Genomic DNA, 19,624 nt, shown 5'->3' on the forward strand with positions numbered 1-19,624 from the left:
ACGTGACTTGCCGGGACCAGCCGCACTCGGCGGTGACACGTCGGCGGTGGCGGATGCACGGCACAGCCTGTGAGACGGAACCCGAAGCGGCCAAGCGCAAAGTCGAGCGAGCCGCGCGAACGGGCCCGAGCGTTCGCGCGGCTGCCGGACCGTTCTGAGCGACCGGCGGTAACGGTAATCTCGCTTCCAAGGCGAGAACTGAGCGTCTTTGAATCTTCTCGTTCAGCGCGACGATCATCGCGCCGGATCTCCCAGTACATCATCAGCGCCGACGCCCACTCGACGCGGACACGGATCTTGCGGTCACCGACCCTGAGGCCTTCGTCGCGGCAGAGACGTATGGGAGGCGCCCCCGGCGGGTGATCGCTGGCGCGGCCGAGGACCGGGTGGGGTATCCCCCGGGAGACCACGCCCGTCGCCCACCCTCGACCACTTGTGACGATGCCGCCAGCGAGCCCCGACCAGCAATATCAACCCAGTTCACGGCAGCTGTAGCGGCCTGTTTCACCAAGGACCGGATTCGCATCTGAGAATTCCCCAGTGATAACCCCGAGCGAGCCAGTTGGCCGTCAAACCACGCAGAGATCCGGCGCGGAGCGCCGGCACGCAGAGAGGGCGGCGGGCCACGTTGTGTCGTCGGTCACGTGCGCGAATGAGCCGTGCGATCTTGCGTATCGCCACCAACCCGGACGCATAAGTGAAACTTATCAATTCATCGAAAATTGCAACCATTCTCCCGCCCGCACGCCCAGCCAAAGATGAGAATTTGCTACTACTAGACTGAGATCGAGTTTCGATCGGAACGGTCCGGAGGTTGGTAGTCGATGTCTCTGTACTTCCAGCTCCTGGGCGACGTCGAAGTCTTCAAGAACAGGAAACCGCACCCGGTGGGCCCGGCGGGGCCGCGTAGCGTCTTGGTCTCGCTCGTGCTCGAATCCGGGCAGCCGGTTTCCCTCGACGAACTGATCACACGGGTGTGGGGCGAGTACGCCCCGAACAGTGCACGGAGCATACTCCACAGCTACTTCTCACGCCTGCGGACGGCGTTGGCCGGCGAGTACCAGATCGCCCGGCGGGGCCACGGGTACGCCATCGACGTTCCTGCTGAGCAGATCGACGTACACCAGTTCCGGCAGCTGGCGGGAAAGGCCCGGCTGTCGCCCGACCCTGCCGAAACTCTGCTCCTGCTCGACGAAGCGCTGAGCCTGTGGCACGGAGAACCGTTCCCGGGCATGGAAACCCCGTGGCTCATCGGGGCCAGAAACTCGCTGTGCGCCGAGCGCGACGAGATGCTGCTCGACCGCACCGATCTGCAACTGCGGCTCGGCCGCCACGCCCATGTCCTCCCGGAGCTCTCGGTTCGAGCCGAGCAGCATCCCTTCGACGAACGGCTGGCGGGGCAGCTGATGCTGGCCCTGCACCGGAACGGGCGCCAGGCCGACGCCCTCCTCCACTTCCAGAGGACCAAGACGCAGCTCGCCGAGGAGCTCGGAGTCGATCCTGGTGCGCAGCTCAGAGCGGTCTACCAGGCAGTCCTGCGCGACGAGTCCGTGGAAGGCCGGCAAGCAGGCCTACCCGCCGACCTCCCACGGCCCAGCTCTCGCACCGACGGCGCCGCCCCTCCTCTTGTACCGCGCCAGCTGCCGGCGCCGCCCCGTTCCTTCTCCTCCCGGAAAGGTGAACTCGCGGCCCTCACCGAAGGTCCGGCGCCCGTTTCAGTCATCGTCGGCCCAGGCGGCGTCGGCAAGACCTGGCTCGCCCTTCACTGGGGCCACGAACACGCCGACCGCTTCCCCGACGGCCAGCTCTTCATCGACCTGCGCGGGTTCGACCCGTCGGCGGAGCGTGTACACCCCGACGCGGCTCTTCGAGCGTTCCTCACTGCGCTTGGCACGCCCAACGCGGCCATCCCCCAGGACACAGCGTCCATGAGTGGTCACTTCCGCAGTTTGACCGCGGACAAGCGGCTGCTCATCGTCCTGGACAACGCTCTCGACACAGATCAGATCACCCCCTTGCTGCCGGGCCATCCCGACTGTGCGGTCCTGATCACCAGTCGAAACCGCTTGACCAGTCTGGTTACGGGGCACGATGCGCAGCTGATCGGGTTGGACGTCCTCGATGAGGCTGACTCGCGCGCACTGCTGGTCAGCCGCCTGGGATCGCCGCGGGCCACGGCCGAGCCCGGTGCCGTCACCCGGCTGATCAACGCGTGCGCTGGTCTCCCGCTGGCTCTGAGCATCGTCATCGGCCGCGCGTATGAGCACCCGACCTTCTCCCTGGCATCACTTGCGGACGAACTGGTGGACGCGACTTCGACGCTGAACGCGCTCGAGGTCGACACCGATCTGGGGATCCGCCCCGTGTTGACGACCTCAGTCGCAGCACTTCCCGATGCACCCGCCAAGCTGCTGAACCTGCTGGCACTGGTGCCAGGCGCCGATGTCGCCCTCGATGCGGCCGCGTCACTCTCCGGGACGAATTACGCCGCCACACGCACCTCGTTGCGGGTCCTGGAGCGCGCCTCACTCGTTCAACAACACCAGCCCGGACGGTATCGTCTGCACGACCTGGTACGAGCATTCGCCCAGGAACAGGCGTACGAAACCGTGGACGAAACGCTCCGGAGCGCGGCACTGCACCGCATCACCTGCTTCTACCTGCACACCCTCATCCGCGCGATGAGCCTCACCGACCCCGGACGCCCGCCGATCAGCCCGGCTCCGCTTCCGGACGGGTGTTCGCCCGTGCCGGTGCGCGATGTGGATGGCGCACGCCGGTGGTTCGCCGTCGAAGTCGAAAACATCCTCGCTGCGCAGGCCAGGGCGGAAGAATTCGGCTGGCACGAGAGCACCTGGCAGCTCGCATGGGGAATGAGCACGTTCTTCTCCGTGCGAGGCGACCTGCACGAACTCGCGGTCACCTGGGCGAGGGCGCTTCCCGCTGCGAGAACGCTCGGAGACCGAGGTGCCCAGATTTTATCGAACCGCCAACTCGCGATCGCAAACGCCCGACTCGGCCACCACGACCGAGCACTCGAGTTCCTGACCGAGGCGATCGAAATCGCGAGGTCATCGAACGATGCCGTCGCTCAGAGCCTCAACTGGATCGGCAAATGCGAGATCGAGCTACGCCAGGGGCGAAGCGAAGACGCGATTTCGACCATCTCGGCTGCCTGGCGCGCAGCGACCGACCAGCCTGCTGCGATCCGGATCCGCATCAGCAATGACTTCGCTTTCGCCCTGGCCCAGCTGGGGAAGTACAGTGAAGCGCGTAAAAGGCTGGAACACTCGTTCCGGCTGGTGGACGAAGCGAACGCCCATGCCTTGCGGGCGACCATGCTGGACACTCTCGGCCACATCTGCGTTGGCGAAGGGCAGCTGGAACAGGCAGTGGACCATTTCGAAGAAGCAGCGGAATTGATGGCCACCGAACCCTTCGGCCTGCCCGACACACTCTTCACGCTGGGCAACACATACCGCAATTTGAACCGGCACGACGCGGCGGTCAAGAATCTCGGTCGAGCAGTCGCTCTGTTCCGCAAACAAAATCGCGAACGAGAACTCCGGCAGGCCCAAGAAGCCTTCGACGAGGCGATTTCGGAGCGCCGAGCCGCCCTGAAGAACGGCGGCTAACTCAGAAAACCCGTCATTCAGCCCAAGTCCACGGTATTCATCGGCTCCCATCCGACCCTCCTCGACGGAAATCGCTCTTCCGCTCCAGAACCCCGCTCGACTGCGTGGTCCTGGGCGCCGGCAACGACATACTCAAGGAATGGGAGGACTACACACTTTCACCGCCGTTACGGCGCGCTGTGTTGACCAAAGGGCCGTGAAGTCGTGGCGTTGAGTTCCGGCTACCTCTGACAAGGCCGCCTCGAACTGGGAACCTCGACAAGCAGTACCCAGACGATCGTTCCCGAACGTGATCGGGGTGCCACCGGAAGCGACCAAGGTTTGATCAACTGTTCGTCAAGCCCTGTCCGGCAAGCTCGAGGGCACAAGGTGGTCAAGGGCGTCCACCGGCCAGCCGCAGCTCCCGGCTCGGACGACAGGACAGGCAGGAATCACCATGGAACAGATCGCGGTTCGGTCCCAGACCCCAGTGAACGCAGTCCGGCAGATCGCCGTCAGTGTCAGGGCCGCGGACACGATCAGCGCCGCCGGGCTGATCATGGTTCTCGAGAGCCACCCCGGCATCGTGGCCACCCGGCGAGGGGACCGCCCGGACGTCCTGGTGTTTTCGACGGCAGCCGTAACGCCGGGGGCGATCGCGGAACTACAAGCTCTCCGGCCGGCCGAGGTCCCCGTCGTCCTGCTTGCGACGAATGTTCCGGAAGTCTCGTTGCTCACTCTGATCGAGAACGGCGTCGTCGCCATCGTCGACAGCAAATCCGCTCACGGTCCGGAGCTGGCGGAAGCAGTTGCGGCAGCGACGAAAATGGAGAGCGTCATGCCCAAGGCAGTGCTGCGCAAGCTCGTTCAGCTCGTCCAGAGGATGCAGCGCGACACCCTTGATCCACTCGGGGTGAACAGCGTCGGCCTCACGGACCGGGAAGTAGATATTCTGCGGCTGCTCGCCGACGGCGCGGAGACCGCCGAGATCGCTCGTCAGCTGACGTACTCGGAGAGCACGATCAAACACGTTCTGCACGGTCTGACGACCAGGTACAAGTTCCGCAACCGTGTGCAGGCCGTCGCCTTCGCCTTGCGCGCCGGCGTCGTGTAAGCGGTTCGGGGGTCAGGGCACGGCCTCGGCCCCCGAGATTCCACGCCGAACCAAGTCGTCCGCGAACGTGGTGGCCAACGAGTTGGACGTCGACGCTCTCATCACGACGACTCCGCGGCGGACCAGCGGATCCAACCGGCGAACCACTCCGGGCGGGCGGTACGGAAGCGCGGAGACGGGTACCACCGTCACGCCCATCCCCGCGGCCGCCAGCTGAGCTGCGGTACGGGGGCTGCGCGTGCGCACCACCGGGTCCAGGACCACCTCGTGCTGGGCGGCCAGACCATCGATCCACTCGGCCAGCCCGTTGCCGACGGTGAAGTGAACGAAGGGCTCACCACTGAGGTCTTCGAAACGCACCGCCAATTCTTTGCTGAACGCGTGTCCCGGCGAGGCGACCACGACGACCTCCTCCTCGCCCAGTACGTCGAGGTACTCATGGGTTCCCGAGGGCCGAGGCCCGATGGCGAGATCGACGCGTCCAGAAGACAGGAGCTCGACCATCTGATCGGAGTTTGCGTGCTCGCTCAGCTCGATGGCAACGCCGGAGTGGCTGGAACGCCACCGCCTGAGCACGGGAACGAGCACCCACGCTGTCATCGTCTCGGCACACGCGATCCGGAGCGTGCCCTTGGCGCCGGCCGCGATCTGAAGCCCGATGCGGACCGCCCGATGCGCCGCGGCCAGCGAGACACGAGCCTCCTCGGCGACCGCGAGCCCAGCAGCCGTGACCTGCACGCCCCGTCCCGTACGCTCGGCCACAGCGGTACCCAGTTCGCGCTCGAGTGCCGCGATTTGATGAGACAAGGCCGGCTGGGAAATCCGCAGCGACGCCGCGGCCCTCGTGACGGATCCGTGGTCCACCAGCGCAACGAGACACTCGAGCGCACGAAGAGTGGTCATTCCGAAGAATCTAACAAACGGTGGTCGCCGGTTCAGTCTTCACCAGCGGTGCGAACCTCATGGCGGGCCACACACTTCGTGGGCCGCCTGCACCGCCGCCGTCACCCCGCGCAAGCCGCACGAACGAGGCAACTTAAAGGTCGTTTTCGCAACTCATGCACAATATCGTTCATTTTATTCATCAATGGAATGTGACCGAACTGTTGCGCACACACAGGAATCCTGTCTCGCCAAGTGCCGCCGCCGGTTAGGTCCTTGAGAAACAGGACCCGACGCCCACCTCGTCCCGGGGGAGACCAAGCTTGACAGCAGCGAACACCGGCACTGACCTCCTATCAGCGGATCCCCGCCTGGCGGGCCTCACCGTTTCCGTCATCGGCTCGAACCCGTTGACGACCGAAAGCGATGCGGAGCCCACGGTGCTGTGCGGCGGCGCACGAGCTCAGCGGCGACGAGTCGCACGCGGCATGCTTCCACTTCAGTCGGCTGCACGCCCGCGTGGGAATGCGTCACGAGCCCGCGGGAACCCGAGCACGGGTGTCACTTCCGCGACCGCCGAGGTCCGACGGCGTGGCTTTCGATGAGCACGATCATCGCGTCGAGCCCAGACTCGAGCGCTTCGGTGCTGCGCTGCGCCTGGGCGAGCACGAGCCCGCCCTGAAGGGCGGCCAGCGTCGCGAGCGACAGGCGGCGTGGATCGGTGTCGGCGCGCAGCACGCCGGTGTCGATCATGTGCTGGAGGCCGTCGCGGATCGCGTCGCCCCAGCGGGTGAAGCTCTCGGCGAGAGCGCCGCGGGCGATGGCGTCGTGCTCGGCGAGCTCACCGGTCAGCGTGCCGAGGGGACAGCCGCCGCGGCACTGCAGGTCATGCTGGATCTGCACGAGCGCGTCCCGCCACGCACGCAGGGCTTCGAAGCTGTCGAGCCGGCTGAGCAGCTCGGTCTGGCCGCCGACGATGCGTTCGGTCTGGAACTCGATGACGGCCCTGGTCAGGGCACTCTTGTCGGCGAAGTAGTGGTAGATCTGCGACGAGCTGACCCCGGCGGCGTCACGCACGTCGGGGGTGCTTGTGCCTGCGACGCCGTGCTCGAACATCAGCTCCGCGGCTGCCCGGACGATGCGCTCGCGCGTCGCGAGCCCTCGCGCGGTCAGCCGCGGCGGGTCCCCTGCGGTCGCGATCTCGCTCATTCCCCGAGTGTACGGAGCCTCAGCCAAATTGGATTTGACTATCCAGTTCATCGCCAGTACTACTGGATAGAGCAATCCAGTTATGGCCGGTTCGCGCACCCCGACGAGCCAGCGGCCGCCAGTCCCCCACTCGGGAAGGTGTGATGTGACCACCATCGACAACACGATCGCGGAGCGCGTCCGGACGATGCAGGCCGGCCTGGCGGGCCGGATGCCGGACGAGGTCGCGGCCGCCTTCGGCGCCGAGCAGGCAGTGCTCGACGAAGCCGGAGTGCCCGGCCGCGTGCTCTCCGCCGGCGCCGTGATGCCCGACGGCGACCTGCTCGACGTCGAGGGCACCGCTACGACGCTGGCCGCGGCGCGCGCCGGCAAGCCCGCGGTCGTCGTGAACTACCGCGGCGCGTGGTGCCCGTATTGCAACCTCGCGCTGCGCACCTACCAGGAGCAGCTCGTGCCGGCACTTGCCGGCCGCGGTGTCGAACTGGTGGCGCTCAGCCCGCAGAAGCCGGACGGTTCGCTGAGCATGGCGGAGAAGAACGAACTGACCTTCACGGTGCTTTCGGATCCGGGCAACCAGATCGCGTCCGCCCTGGGTGTGCTCACCGCGCCGAGCGACGCGGCGAAGGACGCCCAGCGCACGCTCGGCCTGGACCTCACCGAGGTCAACGCCGACGGCACTCACGGCGTGCCGATGCCCACCGTCGTGCTGGTCGACGCCGAGGGCGTGATCCGCTGGATCGACGTGCACCCCAACTACTCGACCCGCACCGAGGTGGCAGACATCGTGGCGGCACTCGACCTGCTGTGACGCAAGCCGTCCACAAGGGCCGGTCATCCGGCCCTTGTGGACGGTCGCCCGGACAAGCATCGGCATCCAGCCGGATACCGCGACGGCGACGAACCCCGGGGACAGCGCGACCGAAACCCCAGCACACGAACGCACGGGTCTGGATCAGTCACGAGCCGGTACAGGTCTTCCAGATCCGGCTCGTCGAGGAGCGGTGCGTGTGGTGACGGTGGCGATGTCTATTTCGACACCGTCGGTGGCTCACTGTGGGAAACAGTCCTGTCTCTCATGAACGACGATGGACGAGGCGTGTGTCGCGCGCGACGGGCTGGCCGTTGCACCACAAGCGCTGGCCGACGTGCTCGCCGGGGCCGGTCTTCGACGGGTGGTCGTTGGGTCGCCGCTGATGCACCGTTGGTCGCGATATGGTCTAGTGGGCCCTGGGGATCGTAATAGGACGCCGGCGGGGAGCCGACCCGATCAGCGACCTTGTCACAGCTCGTCCGGTAACGCAGCCTCAAGTTGGCTACGCGACGTGATTCCCAGCTTGACGAACACTTTCCGCAGGTGATAGTTCACAGTGTGCGCGCTGATGAGCAACCGCGCGGCGATCTCCGAATTCGACAAACCATCGCGGGCCATCCGCGCGATGTGGCTCTCCTGCGCTGTCAGTTCGTCATGCCGGCTCGCACGGACGCGCCGGCGGACGCCACCCCCGGCTGCCTTCACCTCGCGGTATGCCCTCTCCGCGAACGCCAGCACTCCCATCGTGTCCAACATCTGGTAAGCCGTGTCCAACGGTTCGCGCGCTTCGTTCAGGCGCTGCTCCCGGCGTAGCCACTCGCCGAAGACCAGATAGGCGCGCGCAAGGTCAACGCGGAGGTTGGTCCGGCTGAGGTGGGAAATCGATGTCCGATACAGCTCTTCGGCCTCACCGCCCCCGGTCAGCAGCGCCGCCGAACGGAACTGGATTCCCAACGCCCAATCGGACCCTACGGCGCTGGTCGTCTCGGCGAGCCGGCGGTACGCGTCCTGCGCAGTTTCGAGCTCACCACCGCGCACGGCGGCCTCGACCAATTCGACGTGTGGCCACAGGAGACTCACCGGACCGGCATCGAAACTCACCGCACGGCGGGCCGCGTCCAGCGCGTCACGGTAACGACCCAAGCCGTTGCAGAGCACAGCGCGCGCCCACTCGGCGGCAGTCGACTCGACGGCATCCCCAGCTCGGCTCCCGCCGGGCATCGTCGTCTGCCGCAGGTGCTTCTCTGCAGCGGCATCCCCTCGAAACGCTGCCACGCCGAGCACACCGTAGGGCGCCAGGACGGTCCCGGTGACGTCCTCGATCGCCCGTGCTTCGTGGGTCAGACGTGCTGCCTCGGTCAGGTCACCCGAAAAAACGCACTGCAGTGTGCGAATGTCCAGAGCTCGTGGCAGCTCGCTGAGTGAGCCCAGATCGCGGGCGAGCTGAACATGCCGCGACGACAGCGCATCCCAACGCTCGTCGTCCCAAATTCGCATCGCGGTAGTACTCGTGAACCACAGCCGCTGCAGCTCTCTTCCGGCAGTCAGTCCGGTGCCGTACTCGGCCAACCCTCTCCGAAGCATCGGGAGTCCGGCGGCGTACCCGTCAGTCAGGGCCGCCACCGTGCCGGCCAAAAGCAGATCAGAAGCACGCATTTCGACGGCCTGCGGTGCCGCGGCAGCCGCACGGGCGATCGACCACAGGTGCGCCACGGGACGCGTGCTGTTCGAGGCTGCGGACCCGGCATCGAAATAGGTCGCGGCCGCCACCGCATCCAGGTAGGTTTCGCGAGACAGCGCCGCGTCGATGGGCGCCAGACGCCGTGCAGCCTTCAACAACAACGGCGGACTGTCGCTGCCTCTGTTCGTCAGGAACCCCAACTGCGCGCGAATCAGGTCGATCTGAGCACGCTGGAATTCGCTCAGCGGCCCAGCCTCCGCCATCGCCACCAGGTCGGGTATCGGATCGAGCGCGCCGGCCTTGAGGTGCATCTCGGCCGCCGCGAGTGCCCGAGCCACGCGGAGTGACGGTTCGTGCGTGAGAGTCGTCGCGCGCCGGAGAAATGCCGACGCCGCGGCGAAGCCACCACGCATCCGCGCTCTGGCAGCCGAGCACTCGAGAGCTGCAGCCACGTCTTCGTCGGGTCCGATCACCGCCTGTGCGCGATGCCAGGCTCGCCGATCTGGATCGAGCTCTGGGTCGGTGGCCTCGGCCAGAGCCCGGTGGGCTTGCTGTCGTGCCTCAGCCGAGGCTGATCGGTAGACCGCCGAGCGCACCAGCGGATGCCGAAACCGGACACGGATCCCCAGCTCGACCAGGCCCTCCTCGACCGCCGGGGTGATCGAGTCCGCCTCGATGTCGAGCCAAGCGGCCGCGCGCCACAACAGGGCGGGATCGCCGGACGGCTCGCTCGACGCGACCAGCAGCAGCTGCTTGGCCGCCTCCGGTAAGGCACCCGCTCTTCGGGCGAAGCTCTCCTCGATGCTTCCTGATAGGGACATCGCGCCAGGAAGCCCGAACCCGCCGGCCAATTCCGTGGGCGTCAGTCCTCGCGGCAACTCGAGCAAGGCCAGCGGGTTACCACCCGTTTCCACGACGATCTGGTGCCGGATTCGGGCATCCACCGGTCCGCTCAGCGCGGTCTCCAGCAGCGCCTGCGACTCGCCCACGGGTAGACCCCGGACCGGCAACCCAGGCAGACCGCCGAGGTCGGCCCCGATGTCACGCGTCGCGACGACCAAGCCCACCGACTCCCCACCAATTCGCCTCGCGACGAACGCGAGTGCCGACGCCGAAGCTGTGTCGAGCCACTGGTGGTCGTCGATCACACAGATCAACGGCTGCTCTTCCGCGACGCTCGAGAGCAGGCTCAGCACAGCCAAACCGACGTGAAACACGTTGGGGGTCGGTCCCTCACTGATCCCGAAAGCGGTTCGCAACGCCGCACGTTGTGGCCCGGGCACTCGGTCGAGTCGATCAAGCATCGGAGCGCAAAGCTGGTGCAGCCGCGCGAACGGCAAATCCATTTCCACCTGGACGCCATTGCTGCGCAGCACGCGGCAGCCCAGTGCCTGCGCAGCCACGTAGTCCAGCAACGCGGTCTTCCCCACACCCGGTTCGCCGTGCACCACGAGCGCCCGGCTTTCACCTGATCGAACAGCACTGATCAGCTGATCGAGCACGGCGCATTCGGCGCGGCGGCCGATCAACTCCGCGGCACGTCGCCACCGGGGCAGACCTTGGAGCGCTTGCACGCCACTACGGTAACCACTGGTCAGCGGAGTCCGAACCTCCGACTCGAGCCGTAAGGATGCGATAACCTGGCCCACCGAGCAAGCGCTTCCGCGAACGGAGCGCGAGAGCACAGCGCGTCAGCCGTGACGACTTGGGACCGCCCTCCGATTGTCCGTGGCGATCGTCCAGCCACCGGCCTCAACGGGAACGCTGCTACCGGAGCCGTCGGGCGCGCCCTCGCTCTGAACTGGCGAGATCCGAGTCTCTCCGGAGCGGGAAGATCAACGGGCCGCGACTGACGGCAGCCGCCGGATCCAGATCGAAGCAGTATCGCCTTGATCATTCCTTTCTGGGCTACGGCACCTCGACTGGTCGGACACCCTCGTGTGTTCCCGGACGCGAACCCCGCACTACGCGTGCTGCGATATCTGTGCGGCCTCCGCTGGAAACCCGGTGAGACCCGCCCGCCAGGCAGCCGACGAGTTCGCCGACCGTGCCGGTCGGGCGTGCCGAGTCCGACCCGGCCTGGACGTCGCCGGCGGGTGGCCCGACGCCGAGGTGATTCCGTGACGCGCGCGGTGGCGCCGCCTCGCCGGCTGCGTTCGCTTGCTGCGTCACTGCCGACCACGCGACGGCACGGCTACGACGCCGTGCTGCTCGTGGCCGCCACCGAGTGTGAGACCGTGCGCGCGAAGCTCGGCCCCAGCCGTTCTCGAGGTGGCTGCCCCGCCACACCCATCCGCAGCAACCCCGCCCACAGGAGATCCCGTGTCCCCCCAGCACACCCCAACCGGCCAGGTGGCCATTTCGCGTCGCGACGCCGTGCTCATCCCCCTCGTGCTCGCGGTCATCTTCGTCGCAGGCACCTCAGGCCTCGCAGATGCGTTCCTGCTCGTCGTCGCCGCCCTGTTCCTCTCCACGCTCAACCTCACGGATCAACGGCCGTGAGCTACCGGCCCGTTCGCGAAAACCCGACCCAGAGCGCGTCCTGACAGCGGCGGTGGGTGAGGTCGCCGCCCCGAGTTGTCACCCGACCGTCCGGGTGAGGTTGAGGCGCCGGGCAGCGTCGACGTGCTCAGCGAAGCGGATGGCGGCGGGGGTTGCGGCGTGGCCTTTCGGAATCACCAGGTCCACCCGGCGGGTCAGGGGTGGGCCGGAGAGGGGGATGAGCCGCAGCGAACCGGCGGTATCCGGATGGAGCGAGAAGTCGAGGCCGGAAGGTACGAGTGCGACACCCATCCCAGCAGCCACAAGGCCCAGGGCGATCGCCCACTCGTTGACCTCGTAGGCGACCTGCCGGGTCAGGCCTGCCCCTCGAAACGCCTCGTCGATCAGCACCCGGACCGCCCATTCCGGGTCCATCTCCACAAATCGCTCGTCCTCCAGATCTCCGAGCCCCGCCGAGGCTGCACCGGCCAATGGGTGGCTGTGTGAGCAGGCCAGCACCATCGCCTCGGAGAGGAGCGGCACCACGTGAAGACCAGCCAGGTGGCCCGGCACGGCCGACACGAGAGCGCAGTCCAGTTCGCCCTGCCCGACCAACTCCAGAGCTCTGACTGCGGGGAGTTGCCGCACCGTGATCGAGATCGCCGGATGCTCCCGGGAGAACTGCGCGAGCCACGCTCCGAACGGGAGAGTGTGCCCGCTGGTCTCGATCACGCCGATTCGCAGCCGCCCGGCCAGTACCCCGTGCACGTCTTGCACGGCCTGTTGAGCGGCGTCCACCGCGTCGAGCGCGTGCCGGGCGGCCGGGAGAAGCGCCTCGCCCTCGGCGGTCAGTCGGACCGGGCGGGTGCCGCGGACGAACAACCGGGCTCTGACGTCCTTCTCCAGCGCCCGCACCGAGGCAGACAGCCCTGACTGCACGATCAACTCACGGGCCGCCGCAGCAGTGAAGGTGCCTTCCTCGGCCAGAGCGACGAAGTGCCGTAGGTGGCGTAGTTCCATGGCTCCAGTCTCGCCTCCCGGAGACACCATCTCCAGCAGAGCTGGAAAGTATCTGATCCAGTCGCGCGATTGTGGACATGCTTCCGCGAAAGTGACGTGTTGCCGAAGAGGACGCAACCGGGCCCCGAGGGTGGGGCGCCCTCGAACGAGAGGCAGCAAATGCACGTCACCGCACTACCCGCCGAACGGGCTGTGACCCCGTTCGTACGGCCCCGCGCGTCGAACACCACGGGCTTCTGGACGGTCGCCGCGAGCTTCACCGCTCTGATGGCCTTCGCTACGGTGACGGCCCCGCTCTGGTCGCTGTACCAGCAGCGCGACCAGTTCAGCGCGACGACCGTCACCGCGGCCTTCGCCGCTATGGTGATGGGCACGGCCGCCGGCTTCACCCTGCTCGGCCATCTCTCGGACCGTTTCGGACGACGCGCCGTCGTGATGTCCGGGCTGCTGGTCGGGGTAGCCGGCGCCGGGGTCATGGCCGCCTCTGCCACGCTCGCAGTGCTGATCACCGGGCGGGTGCTGACCGGACTCGCTGTCGGCATGGTCGCCTCCACCGCGACCGCCTATCTCGGCGAGCTGCACGTACGGGCCGGCCACACCGCGGTCGGTTCCGCGTTCCCCGGACTGGTGGCGACCACGGCCAACCTGGGTGGCCTGGCCCTCGGTCCGATCACCGGAGGCGTTCTCGCGACGTGGGCCCCTCTGCCGCTGCATGTCTCGTACCTGGTCTTCGCCGGCGTGATGGCCGCGCTGGCCGTGGTGGTGGCGTTCGCTCCGGAGACGGTCGACGTGTCGGCGCACTCCGAAGGGCGGCCCGTGCGATTCGCCCTGCTGCCGGGTGCCCGTGCCTCGTTCACCGGTGCGGCTGCTGTCGGGTTCTTCGCCCTCGCCTTGCTGGGGCTCTTCTCGTCGCTCGGTGGCGTCATCGTTCGCGCCCAGCTCCACACCGCCTCGATCCTCGTCGTCGGGCTGGTGCCCTTCACCGCGTTCGCCGTATCGGCTGTCGCTCAAATCGCTCTACGGCGGCTCACGCACATCCGATTGCTCACGGCTGGCTCGGCGCTCTTCCCGATCGGCCTCGCCCTCACCACCCTCTCGCTCTACGAGCCGCACTTGTGGCTCCTCCTGGTCGCCGCGGGCCTGGCAGGAGGCGGCGCAGGCCTGCTGTTCAAGGGCGCGGTGACCGAGACCGTGCGGTTGGCCAGGCCGGCCTCCCGCGCCGGAGTGCTGGCGATGTTCTTCGCCATCGCCTATCTGGGTATGGGGCTGCCCTCGATCGTGCTCAGCCTGGTCATCCAGCGCACGGCGCTTCGGCCGGCCATGATCGGCTTCGCCTCGGTATTGGCCATCGGCGCCGTGGCCGCGGTCGTCACAGCCGCACGTACCCACCGGCGCGTCTGGTTTCCCGAACGAACGCCGGCAGCGCCCAACTCCCGAAGGACTGAGAAAGCAATGCCCCACAGTCAGAGCGACTACCATCCCCCCGGACACGCCAAGCCGCCGTGACCCACGCCTGGCGCCATCCGGCGACGAAACGCAGTAATGACAAATCGGCAATTTCGAAACTCGAAGAAGGAAGACATGCAGCAAAAGAACAGGCCGTTCGAACTCGCCGAGGTGCAGATGCAGTCGCGAAAACTCGCTGACGGCGTGTACGCGGTCATGGCTACCGACGTCGACGAAACCGACCACACGGCGACCAACGCCGGCTTCATCGTCGGCGAATCCAGCGTGCTGGTGGTCGAATCGCTGGCCAACGCTCGTCTGGCGACTCAGTTGATCAACGAAGTGCGCAAAGTGACCCCGCTTCCCATCCGCTTCTTGGTCAACACCAGCTTCCACGGTGATCATTGCTTCGGCAGCTACGCTTTCCCCGCGGAAACAGTGGTTATTCACCACCAGGAAACCAAGCGCGTCATCGACGAGCGCTTCGAGCAGGACCGCGCCTTCATGATCGGCCTACTGGGTGCGAACTCGGGCATCGAGGAGACGGTGGCACGCTCGGCAGACCTGACGGTTTCCGAATCGGCTTCCCTCGACCTGGGCGGCAAGCACGTGGCCATCGAGCACATCGGCTTCGCCCAGACTGACGGTGACCTGGTCATCCGCGTGCGCGAAGACAACATCGTGTTCGTCGGGAACATGCTGCAGGCTCCGCCGCCCGCGTTCCCGTGGCTGCTGGAGGGGCGAGCCGACGAGGCGCTGACAACCTACCGGCGCCTGCACGACTCCGTCGACAACCACACGGTCATCGTTCCTGGCCACGGCCGGACCATGCGCCGTTCCGACATCCTGCATTCCATCGGTTACCTCGAGGAGCTGAACGGCCTCGCGCGAGACGCGCGCGACAAGGGGATGTCAGCCAGCCAGATCCAGGAAGCGCTCGCCATGAAGGAGTACAGCAGCTACAGCATGTACGAATTCATCCACTTCCAGGTCAACATCCCCGCGGTGCTGAGCACGGAATGAGTCAGGCAGGCACGCGTTTTTGACTCGACCGGGACCCAGACCCCAGGACGCTACTCACCCGGAGGCCGGCTTCGTCCCGGCTCCATCACCCACAACGAAACGAGGGCCGTCGCTTCACCTGGCCCGGCGAGCGGGACGAAGCGACGGCCATCACCGTTCAGTCGCCGTTGCGGATGTGCGGATGCCTCCTCAGGTCAAGGCAGTCATCGAACACTCGAGCTTTTACAGTTCCGTTTTACACGGCAGGAATTCTTCACGAGCTCGAGCGGAGAAATAGAAGCAAGGCCCGAGGTCGATCAGCCCTTGTGGCCGACGTGAGCGGCGAGCGCGTGCGCGACGGTCTCCGTGATCCTGCGGGCGAACGGGATGTGGAGCCACTCGTCGGCCACGTGCATGTTCGATTCCGCCCCGACTGCTCCGGTGACAAGAAATGCGGCGTCAGGGTAAGCGTCGGCCAGCATCCGCATGAAGGGAATGCCGGCACCCAAGCCGATGGACTGGTGCTGGGCGTGGAACACAGTCGAATCGGTCCGCGTGAGCGCCGCTGAGAGCCAGGCAGGTAGCTCAGACGCGCACCACCCGTCCTGAGCCACCACATCCGTTACCGCAACCGAAGCGCTATAGGGCACATCCGTCGTCACCACCCGGCGCAGGGCATCGGCCGCGGCGGCAGCGTCGACGGTCGGCGGCAGCCGGAAGTTGAGGCGCAGGGACGTCGACGCGCGCAGCACGGCACCGGCCTCGGCTACATCCGGCAGACCGGCTGCACCGGTGATCGACAGAGCAGGCCGCCACGTGTTGTTGAGGATGCGTTCCACCTCGTCATCCGAGGTCGGCTGAACGCCCTCCAGCAGAGCCGTCGGCCGCAGCGTCCAACCCGGCTTCAGCTTGGCGAGCGCCGCCGCGTCCGCCACCCGATCGGCCTCGACCAGCGCGTTCATCGCCGGCAGCAGGATCTGCCCGGTCGCCGGGTCCTCGATGCGGTCCAGGAGCAGCCTCAGCACTCGGAACGAGCTGGGCACGACCCCACTCCCGAACCCCGAGTGCACCGAAGCAGCGAGCAGCGAGACGGTGAGAGTCGCTTGCAGCATCCCGCGCAGGCTGCGCGTCACCCACAACCGCTCGAAATCACCGCCCCCGGAGTCCAGACAGATCACCAAGGTGACAGTGCCGAGCCGGTCCGCGAAATGGCTCAGATAATCCCTCAGCCCAGGGCTGCCGGACTCCTCCGCGGTTTCGAGGATGATCACCACTCGGCAGTGCTCACCGCCGGCCGCCCGGATGGCGTTGACGGCAGCAACAGCCGCGTAACCCGCGTAGCCGTCATCCACGGCGCCCCTCCCGTAGAGCCGCTCTCCCAACCAAGCCGGCTGCCAGGGGCCGAGCCCCTCCGACCACTCCGTGAAGGCCGGTTGCTTGTCCAGATGGCCGTAAAGCAGCGCCGTCTCACCCCCGGTAGCCCCCGGGGTCGGCGGGATCTCGATCAGGAGCAATGGAGACCAGCCACGAAGCTCGAGGATCTCCGCGGTGCTCCCAGGCGGAGCCGTGGTCCGGGCCCAGGCCGCCACGTGCTCGACCGCGGCTGTCAGCTGCCTGCGTTGACGCCACTCCCTGTCGTAAGCGGGCGAAATGGACTGGATCTTCACGAACGCCGACAAACTCGGCAGAATCCGCTCGACCCACGTCGTTTCGACGGCTTCACTCACTTGCCGCGCATCCACGATCTCCGCAACCGCCTTCTGTCGTCTTGCCCACCAACGACCTTCTCCCCTGCCGGCACAGCAGTCATGAGCGAGCCGCACCCTGACCGGAATGTCGTCAGTGTTCGCCGGTGTCGGTCATGCTCACCCTCTCTCCCGGCTGGGTTCCCGGAGACTACTTCGCCGCGGAGCGGTCGCGGATGACCGAACGATCTTGTGGCCGAAGAGATCGGGGAACAGGAACTTACGACCGATTCCGCGTGACACGGCGGACCGGATTCAGCGATCGCGGGTTGCTGGGCCGGCGCCAACGCCTGCACGTCAGGCACGACGGGCGACCTTGCCGAATCCCCACGCTCAAGCTCAGTGTCCCCGTCGACGAGGTACCCGCCAAGCCGACTTCACCGATCTACGGGCCGGCCCGATTGCCCGTCGCGTGGTGAACGGTGGCACTGGCCGCGACGAGCCGGTTCGTCGCCTCACCGACGACCGGTGTGGCAACTCGGGTGTCCCCTGACGCGACGGCGCACTCCTCGTACCAGTCTCAGCAGGTTGTTCGACCACCCTGATGCACAAGAAGCCAAAGCATCGTCGACAGCGTCGGGATGGCACACCAGCCCGTCACCGACGTTTTCGCGACGGACGCCGCCCGTGACCACTTGAGCCCCTGGAGGACAGCATGGCCCTGGAGAACCTGGCGGTCGCCGACGGCGACCCCGTCGACACAGAGCACATCGCCGGCGCCTTGACCGCCGGACGTTTCGCCTACGACGACGGCTCCACGCAGATCTTCGAACCCGGCGGCGCCACCACGTACCTCGAGCACGGTCGCCCTTCGGCAGGAGAATGGTACGTGGACGACAACGGCCGGTTCTGCTCGTTCTGGCCGCCGAGCTACCGAGCCTGCTACGACCTCCACTGGCTCGTGGACAACAACAAGATCGTCGGCCTCAAGTTCACCGAACGCGGCCGGGGTTCTGTTTTCGAAGGGCGTTACCGGACCCCCTGATCACTGCCGGCGGGTGTGTGCCGGTACCCGCACCTCGGTCAGCGCCACGTCCCACTCGTTCTCCGTCCTCGGCGCGTTCGAGGCGCGGGAATCGATCCGATGTGGATGGTGCTGAGCCACGAAGAGCCTCGCCGCTACCATCGGTGCCGTGGCAATCGGGGGACGCCCCACCTGAAAGCAAGACCACTTCGACCCTGATTCCACACGAGGTGCCGCGGATCGCTCTGGCACCGTGACTACTCGCACTGCACCGAAGGTCTCACGACTTCGGGCCTCGCCGTCTTCAGGAGCGCCTGTGCCCACGATTCCGACCAGCGACGCCGACCTCTACACGGAGCAGGCACGCATCAACCCCTACCAGATCTACGCGGAGCTTCGTGACCTCGGGCCGGTGGTCTACCTGTCCCGCTATGACCTCTACGCACTGCCCCGTTACGACGAGGTGCGCGCGGCCTTGATGGACTGGCGGACCTTCTCGTCGGCGCGAAGCGTCTTCGTGGATCCAGTGATGAATGCCCAGCTCGAAGGCATCACGCTGTGCAGCGACCCGCCTGAGCACACGGCGATGCGCTCGGTGCTCGGCCGTCCGCTGCGTCAGGACCGCATGCGTGAGGTCACGCCGCGGATCGAGGCCGAAGCCGACCGCGTCGTCGCGGAACTGGTCGAACGGGGACGGTTCGAGGTCGTCTCGGAGTTGGCCGAGCACCTGCCGATGACCGTTGTGTCCGATCTGGTCGGGCTTCCCGACCACGCGCGGGCGAAAATGCTGGAGTGGGCCGCGGCCATCTGGGACACCCAGGGCCCGGCCGACGATCGGGCCGCCGCGGCGATGCCGGCCGTCGAGGAATTCCTCGCGTTCGCCGCCAACGACGCCGTGCCGGGCAAGATCGATCCCGACGGGTGGGCCGCTCACCTCTACCAGGCCGCCGACCGGGGCGAGATCCCCCGCGACAAGTGTCCGATGATGATGCTCGACTACGTCACTCCGAGCTTGGACACGACGATCCTCGCGATCACCAACGCGGTCGCGCTCTTCGCCGAGAACCCTGACCAGTGGGACCTGCTGCGCAAGGACAGGTCGTTGATCCCGCACGCGATCAACGAGTCCCTGCGGCTGGAGTCGCCGGTGCCGCAGTTCAGCCGAGTGCTCACGGAGGACCACGAGATCGGCGGGACGCCGCTGGCTGCCGGCTCACGAGTCGCTCTCCTGTTCGGCTCCGCCAACCGCGACGAGCGGCACTACCCGGACCCGACCCGGTTCGACATCACCAGGCGTCCGGCAGACCACCTCGCGTTCGGGCGAGGTGAGCACGTGTGCGTGGGCATGCACCTGGCGCGTCTGGAGATCGGTGTGCTGCTGGAACGGCTGGCCGACCGGGTAGCCAGGTTCGAGATCGAAGAATCTCGCCCCGTGATCAACAACGGCTTGCGAGGCCTGGAGTACCTGCGGGTCGCAGTCGACGCCACACCCGCCTCCGATCCGAACGCGGCCGCCACCGGCGCCACGGACGGCGCGGCCGGACCCACGCGGTAGTCCCCTGACTCACGCGCTGGGTGGCCGCCTGGCACCCTTGCCCGCGTCCCACTCCGGCCGTGCGTGGGCCTGGAAAATGGCCAGCGGAGTTCACCTGGTC

13 protein-coding genes are annotated in these 19,624 nt (G+C 66.9%); 8 read left to right on the plus strand and 5 right to left on the minus strand.

Translation table 11 applies throughout. The features are described 5' to 3' along the window. The first annotated feature begins 824 nt into the window (after positions 1–824). Together ACIA77_RS24385 and ACIA77_RS24390 are read left to right on the plus strand one after the other, a co-directional pair. Complete coding sequence (locus tag ACIA77_RS24385) at positions 825–3,635, plus strand: AfsR/SARP family transcriptional regulator (RefSeq protein ID WP_395888263.1); 2,811 nt, start codon at positions 825–827, stop codon at positions 3,633–3,635. A 436-nt stretch (positions 3,636–4,071) separates the two neighbouring features. Further along, positions 4,072–4,728, plus strand: a complete 657-nt coding sequence (locus ACIA77_RS24390; protein ID WP_395888264.1) for a response regulator transcription factor — start codon at positions 4,072–4,074, stop codon at positions 4,726–4,728. Positions 4,729–4,740: 12 nt separating this feature from the next. Here the strand turns inward: ACIA77_RS24390 and ACIA77_RS24395 are convergent, their stop codons facing one another. Together ACIA77_RS24395 and ACIA77_RS24400 are read right to left on the minus strand one after the other, a co-directional pair. Further along, the gene (locus ACIA77_RS24395; RefSeq protein ID WP_395888265.1) at positions 4,741–5,631 is read right to left on the minus strand and encodes a LysR family transcriptional regulator; all 891 of its coding nucleotides are present in this window, start codon (positions 5,629–5,631) and stop codon (positions 4,741–4,743) included. Positions 5,632–6,171: 540 nt separating this feature from the next. Beyond that, positions 6,172–6,819 (minus strand): TetR/AcrR family transcriptional regulator, encoded by a 648-nt coding sequence (locus ACIA77_RS24400; RefSeq protein WP_395888266.1) that lies wholly within the window; start codon positions 6,817–6,819, stop codon positions 6,172–6,174. Between the two features lie 145 nt (positions 6,820–6,964). On the opposite strand from ACIA77_RS24400, the gene ACIA77_RS24405 reads away from it, so the two are divergent. Then, positions 6,965–7,627, plus strand: coding sequence for a peroxiredoxin-like family protein (locus tag ACIA77_RS24405; RefSeq protein ID WP_395888267.1), 663 nt, complete (start codon positions 6,965–6,967; stop codon positions 7,625–7,627). 471 nt (positions 7,628–8,098) lie between these two features. Here ACIA77_RS24405 and ACIA77_RS24410 read toward each other — a convergent pair whose 3' ends face one another. Then, positions 8,099–10,885: an ATP-binding protein gene (locus ACIA77_RS24410; RefSeq protein ID WP_395888268.1), complete on the minus strand. Its 2,787-nt coding sequence runs from the start codon at positions 10,883–10,885 to the stop codon at positions 8,099–8,101. 748 nt (positions 10,886–11,633) lie between these two features. Here ACIA77_RS24410 and ACIA77_RS24415 point away from each other — a divergent pair. Further along, entirely contained in the window at positions 11,634–11,813 is a 180-nt protein-coding gene (locus ACIA77_RS24415) for a hypothetical protein (RefSeq protein WP_395888269.1), read from the plus strand. A gap of 78 nt (positions 11,814–11,891) precedes the next feature. Here ACIA77_RS24415 and ACIA77_RS24420 read toward each other — a convergent pair whose 3' ends face one another. After that, positions 11,892–12,812 carry a LysR family transcriptional regulator gene (locus ACIA77_RS24420; RefSeq protein ID WP_395888270.1) on the minus strand — a complete coding sequence of 307 codons (921 nt, stop codon included), beginning with the start codon at positions 12,810–12,812 and terminating at the stop codon, positions 11,892–11,894. A gap of 159 nt (positions 12,813–12,971) precedes the next feature. On the opposite strand from ACIA77_RS24420, the gene ACIA77_RS24425 reads away from it, so the two are divergent. Beyond that, positions 12,972–14,318, plus strand: coding sequence for an MFS transporter (locus ACIA77_RS24425; RefSeq protein WP_395888271.1), 1,347 nt, complete (start codon positions 12,972–12,974; stop codon positions 14,316–14,318). 75 nt (positions 14,319–14,393) lie between these two features. Beyond that, positions 14,394–15,281: an MBL fold metallo-hydrolase gene (locus tag ACIA77_RS24430; RefSeq protein WP_395888272.1), complete on the plus strand. Its 888-nt coding sequence runs from the start codon at positions 14,394–14,396 to the stop codon at positions 15,279–15,281. A gap of 296 nt (positions 15,282–15,577) precedes the next feature. Here ACIA77_RS24430 and ACIA77_RS24435 read toward each other — a convergent pair whose 3' ends face one another. Then, the gene (locus ACIA77_RS24435) at positions 15,578–16,987 is read right to left on the minus strand and encodes a M20/M25/M40 family metallo-hydrolase (RefSeq protein ID WP_395888273.1); all 1,410 of its coding nucleotides are present in this window, start codon (positions 16,985–16,987) and stop codon (positions 15,578–15,580) included. 673 nt (positions 16,988–17,660) lie between these two features. On the opposite strand from ACIA77_RS24435, the gene ACIA77_RS24440 reads away from it, so the two are divergent. Together ACIA77_RS24440 and ACIA77_RS24445 are read left to right on the plus strand one after the other, a co-directional pair. Further along, positions 17,661–17,990, plus strand: a complete 330-nt coding sequence (locus ACIA77_RS24440) for a hypothetical protein (protein ID WP_395888274.1) — start codon at positions 17,661–17,663, stop codon at positions 17,988–17,990. A 295-nt stretch (positions 17,991–18,285) separates the two neighbouring features. After that, positions 18,286–19,524 (plus strand): cytochrome P450, encoded by a 1,239-nt coding sequence (locus ACIA77_RS24445; RefSeq protein ID WP_395888275.1) that lies wholly within the window; start codon positions 18,286–18,288, stop codon positions 19,522–19,524. Positions 19,525–19,624: the final 100 nt, after the last annotated feature.

Source organism: Amycolatopsis sp. NPDC051903, assembly GCF_044452505.1.
In the GTDB taxonomy this organism is placed as follows: domain Bacteria; phylum Actinomycetota; class Actinomycetes; order Mycobacteriales; family Pseudonocardiaceae; genus Amycolatopsis.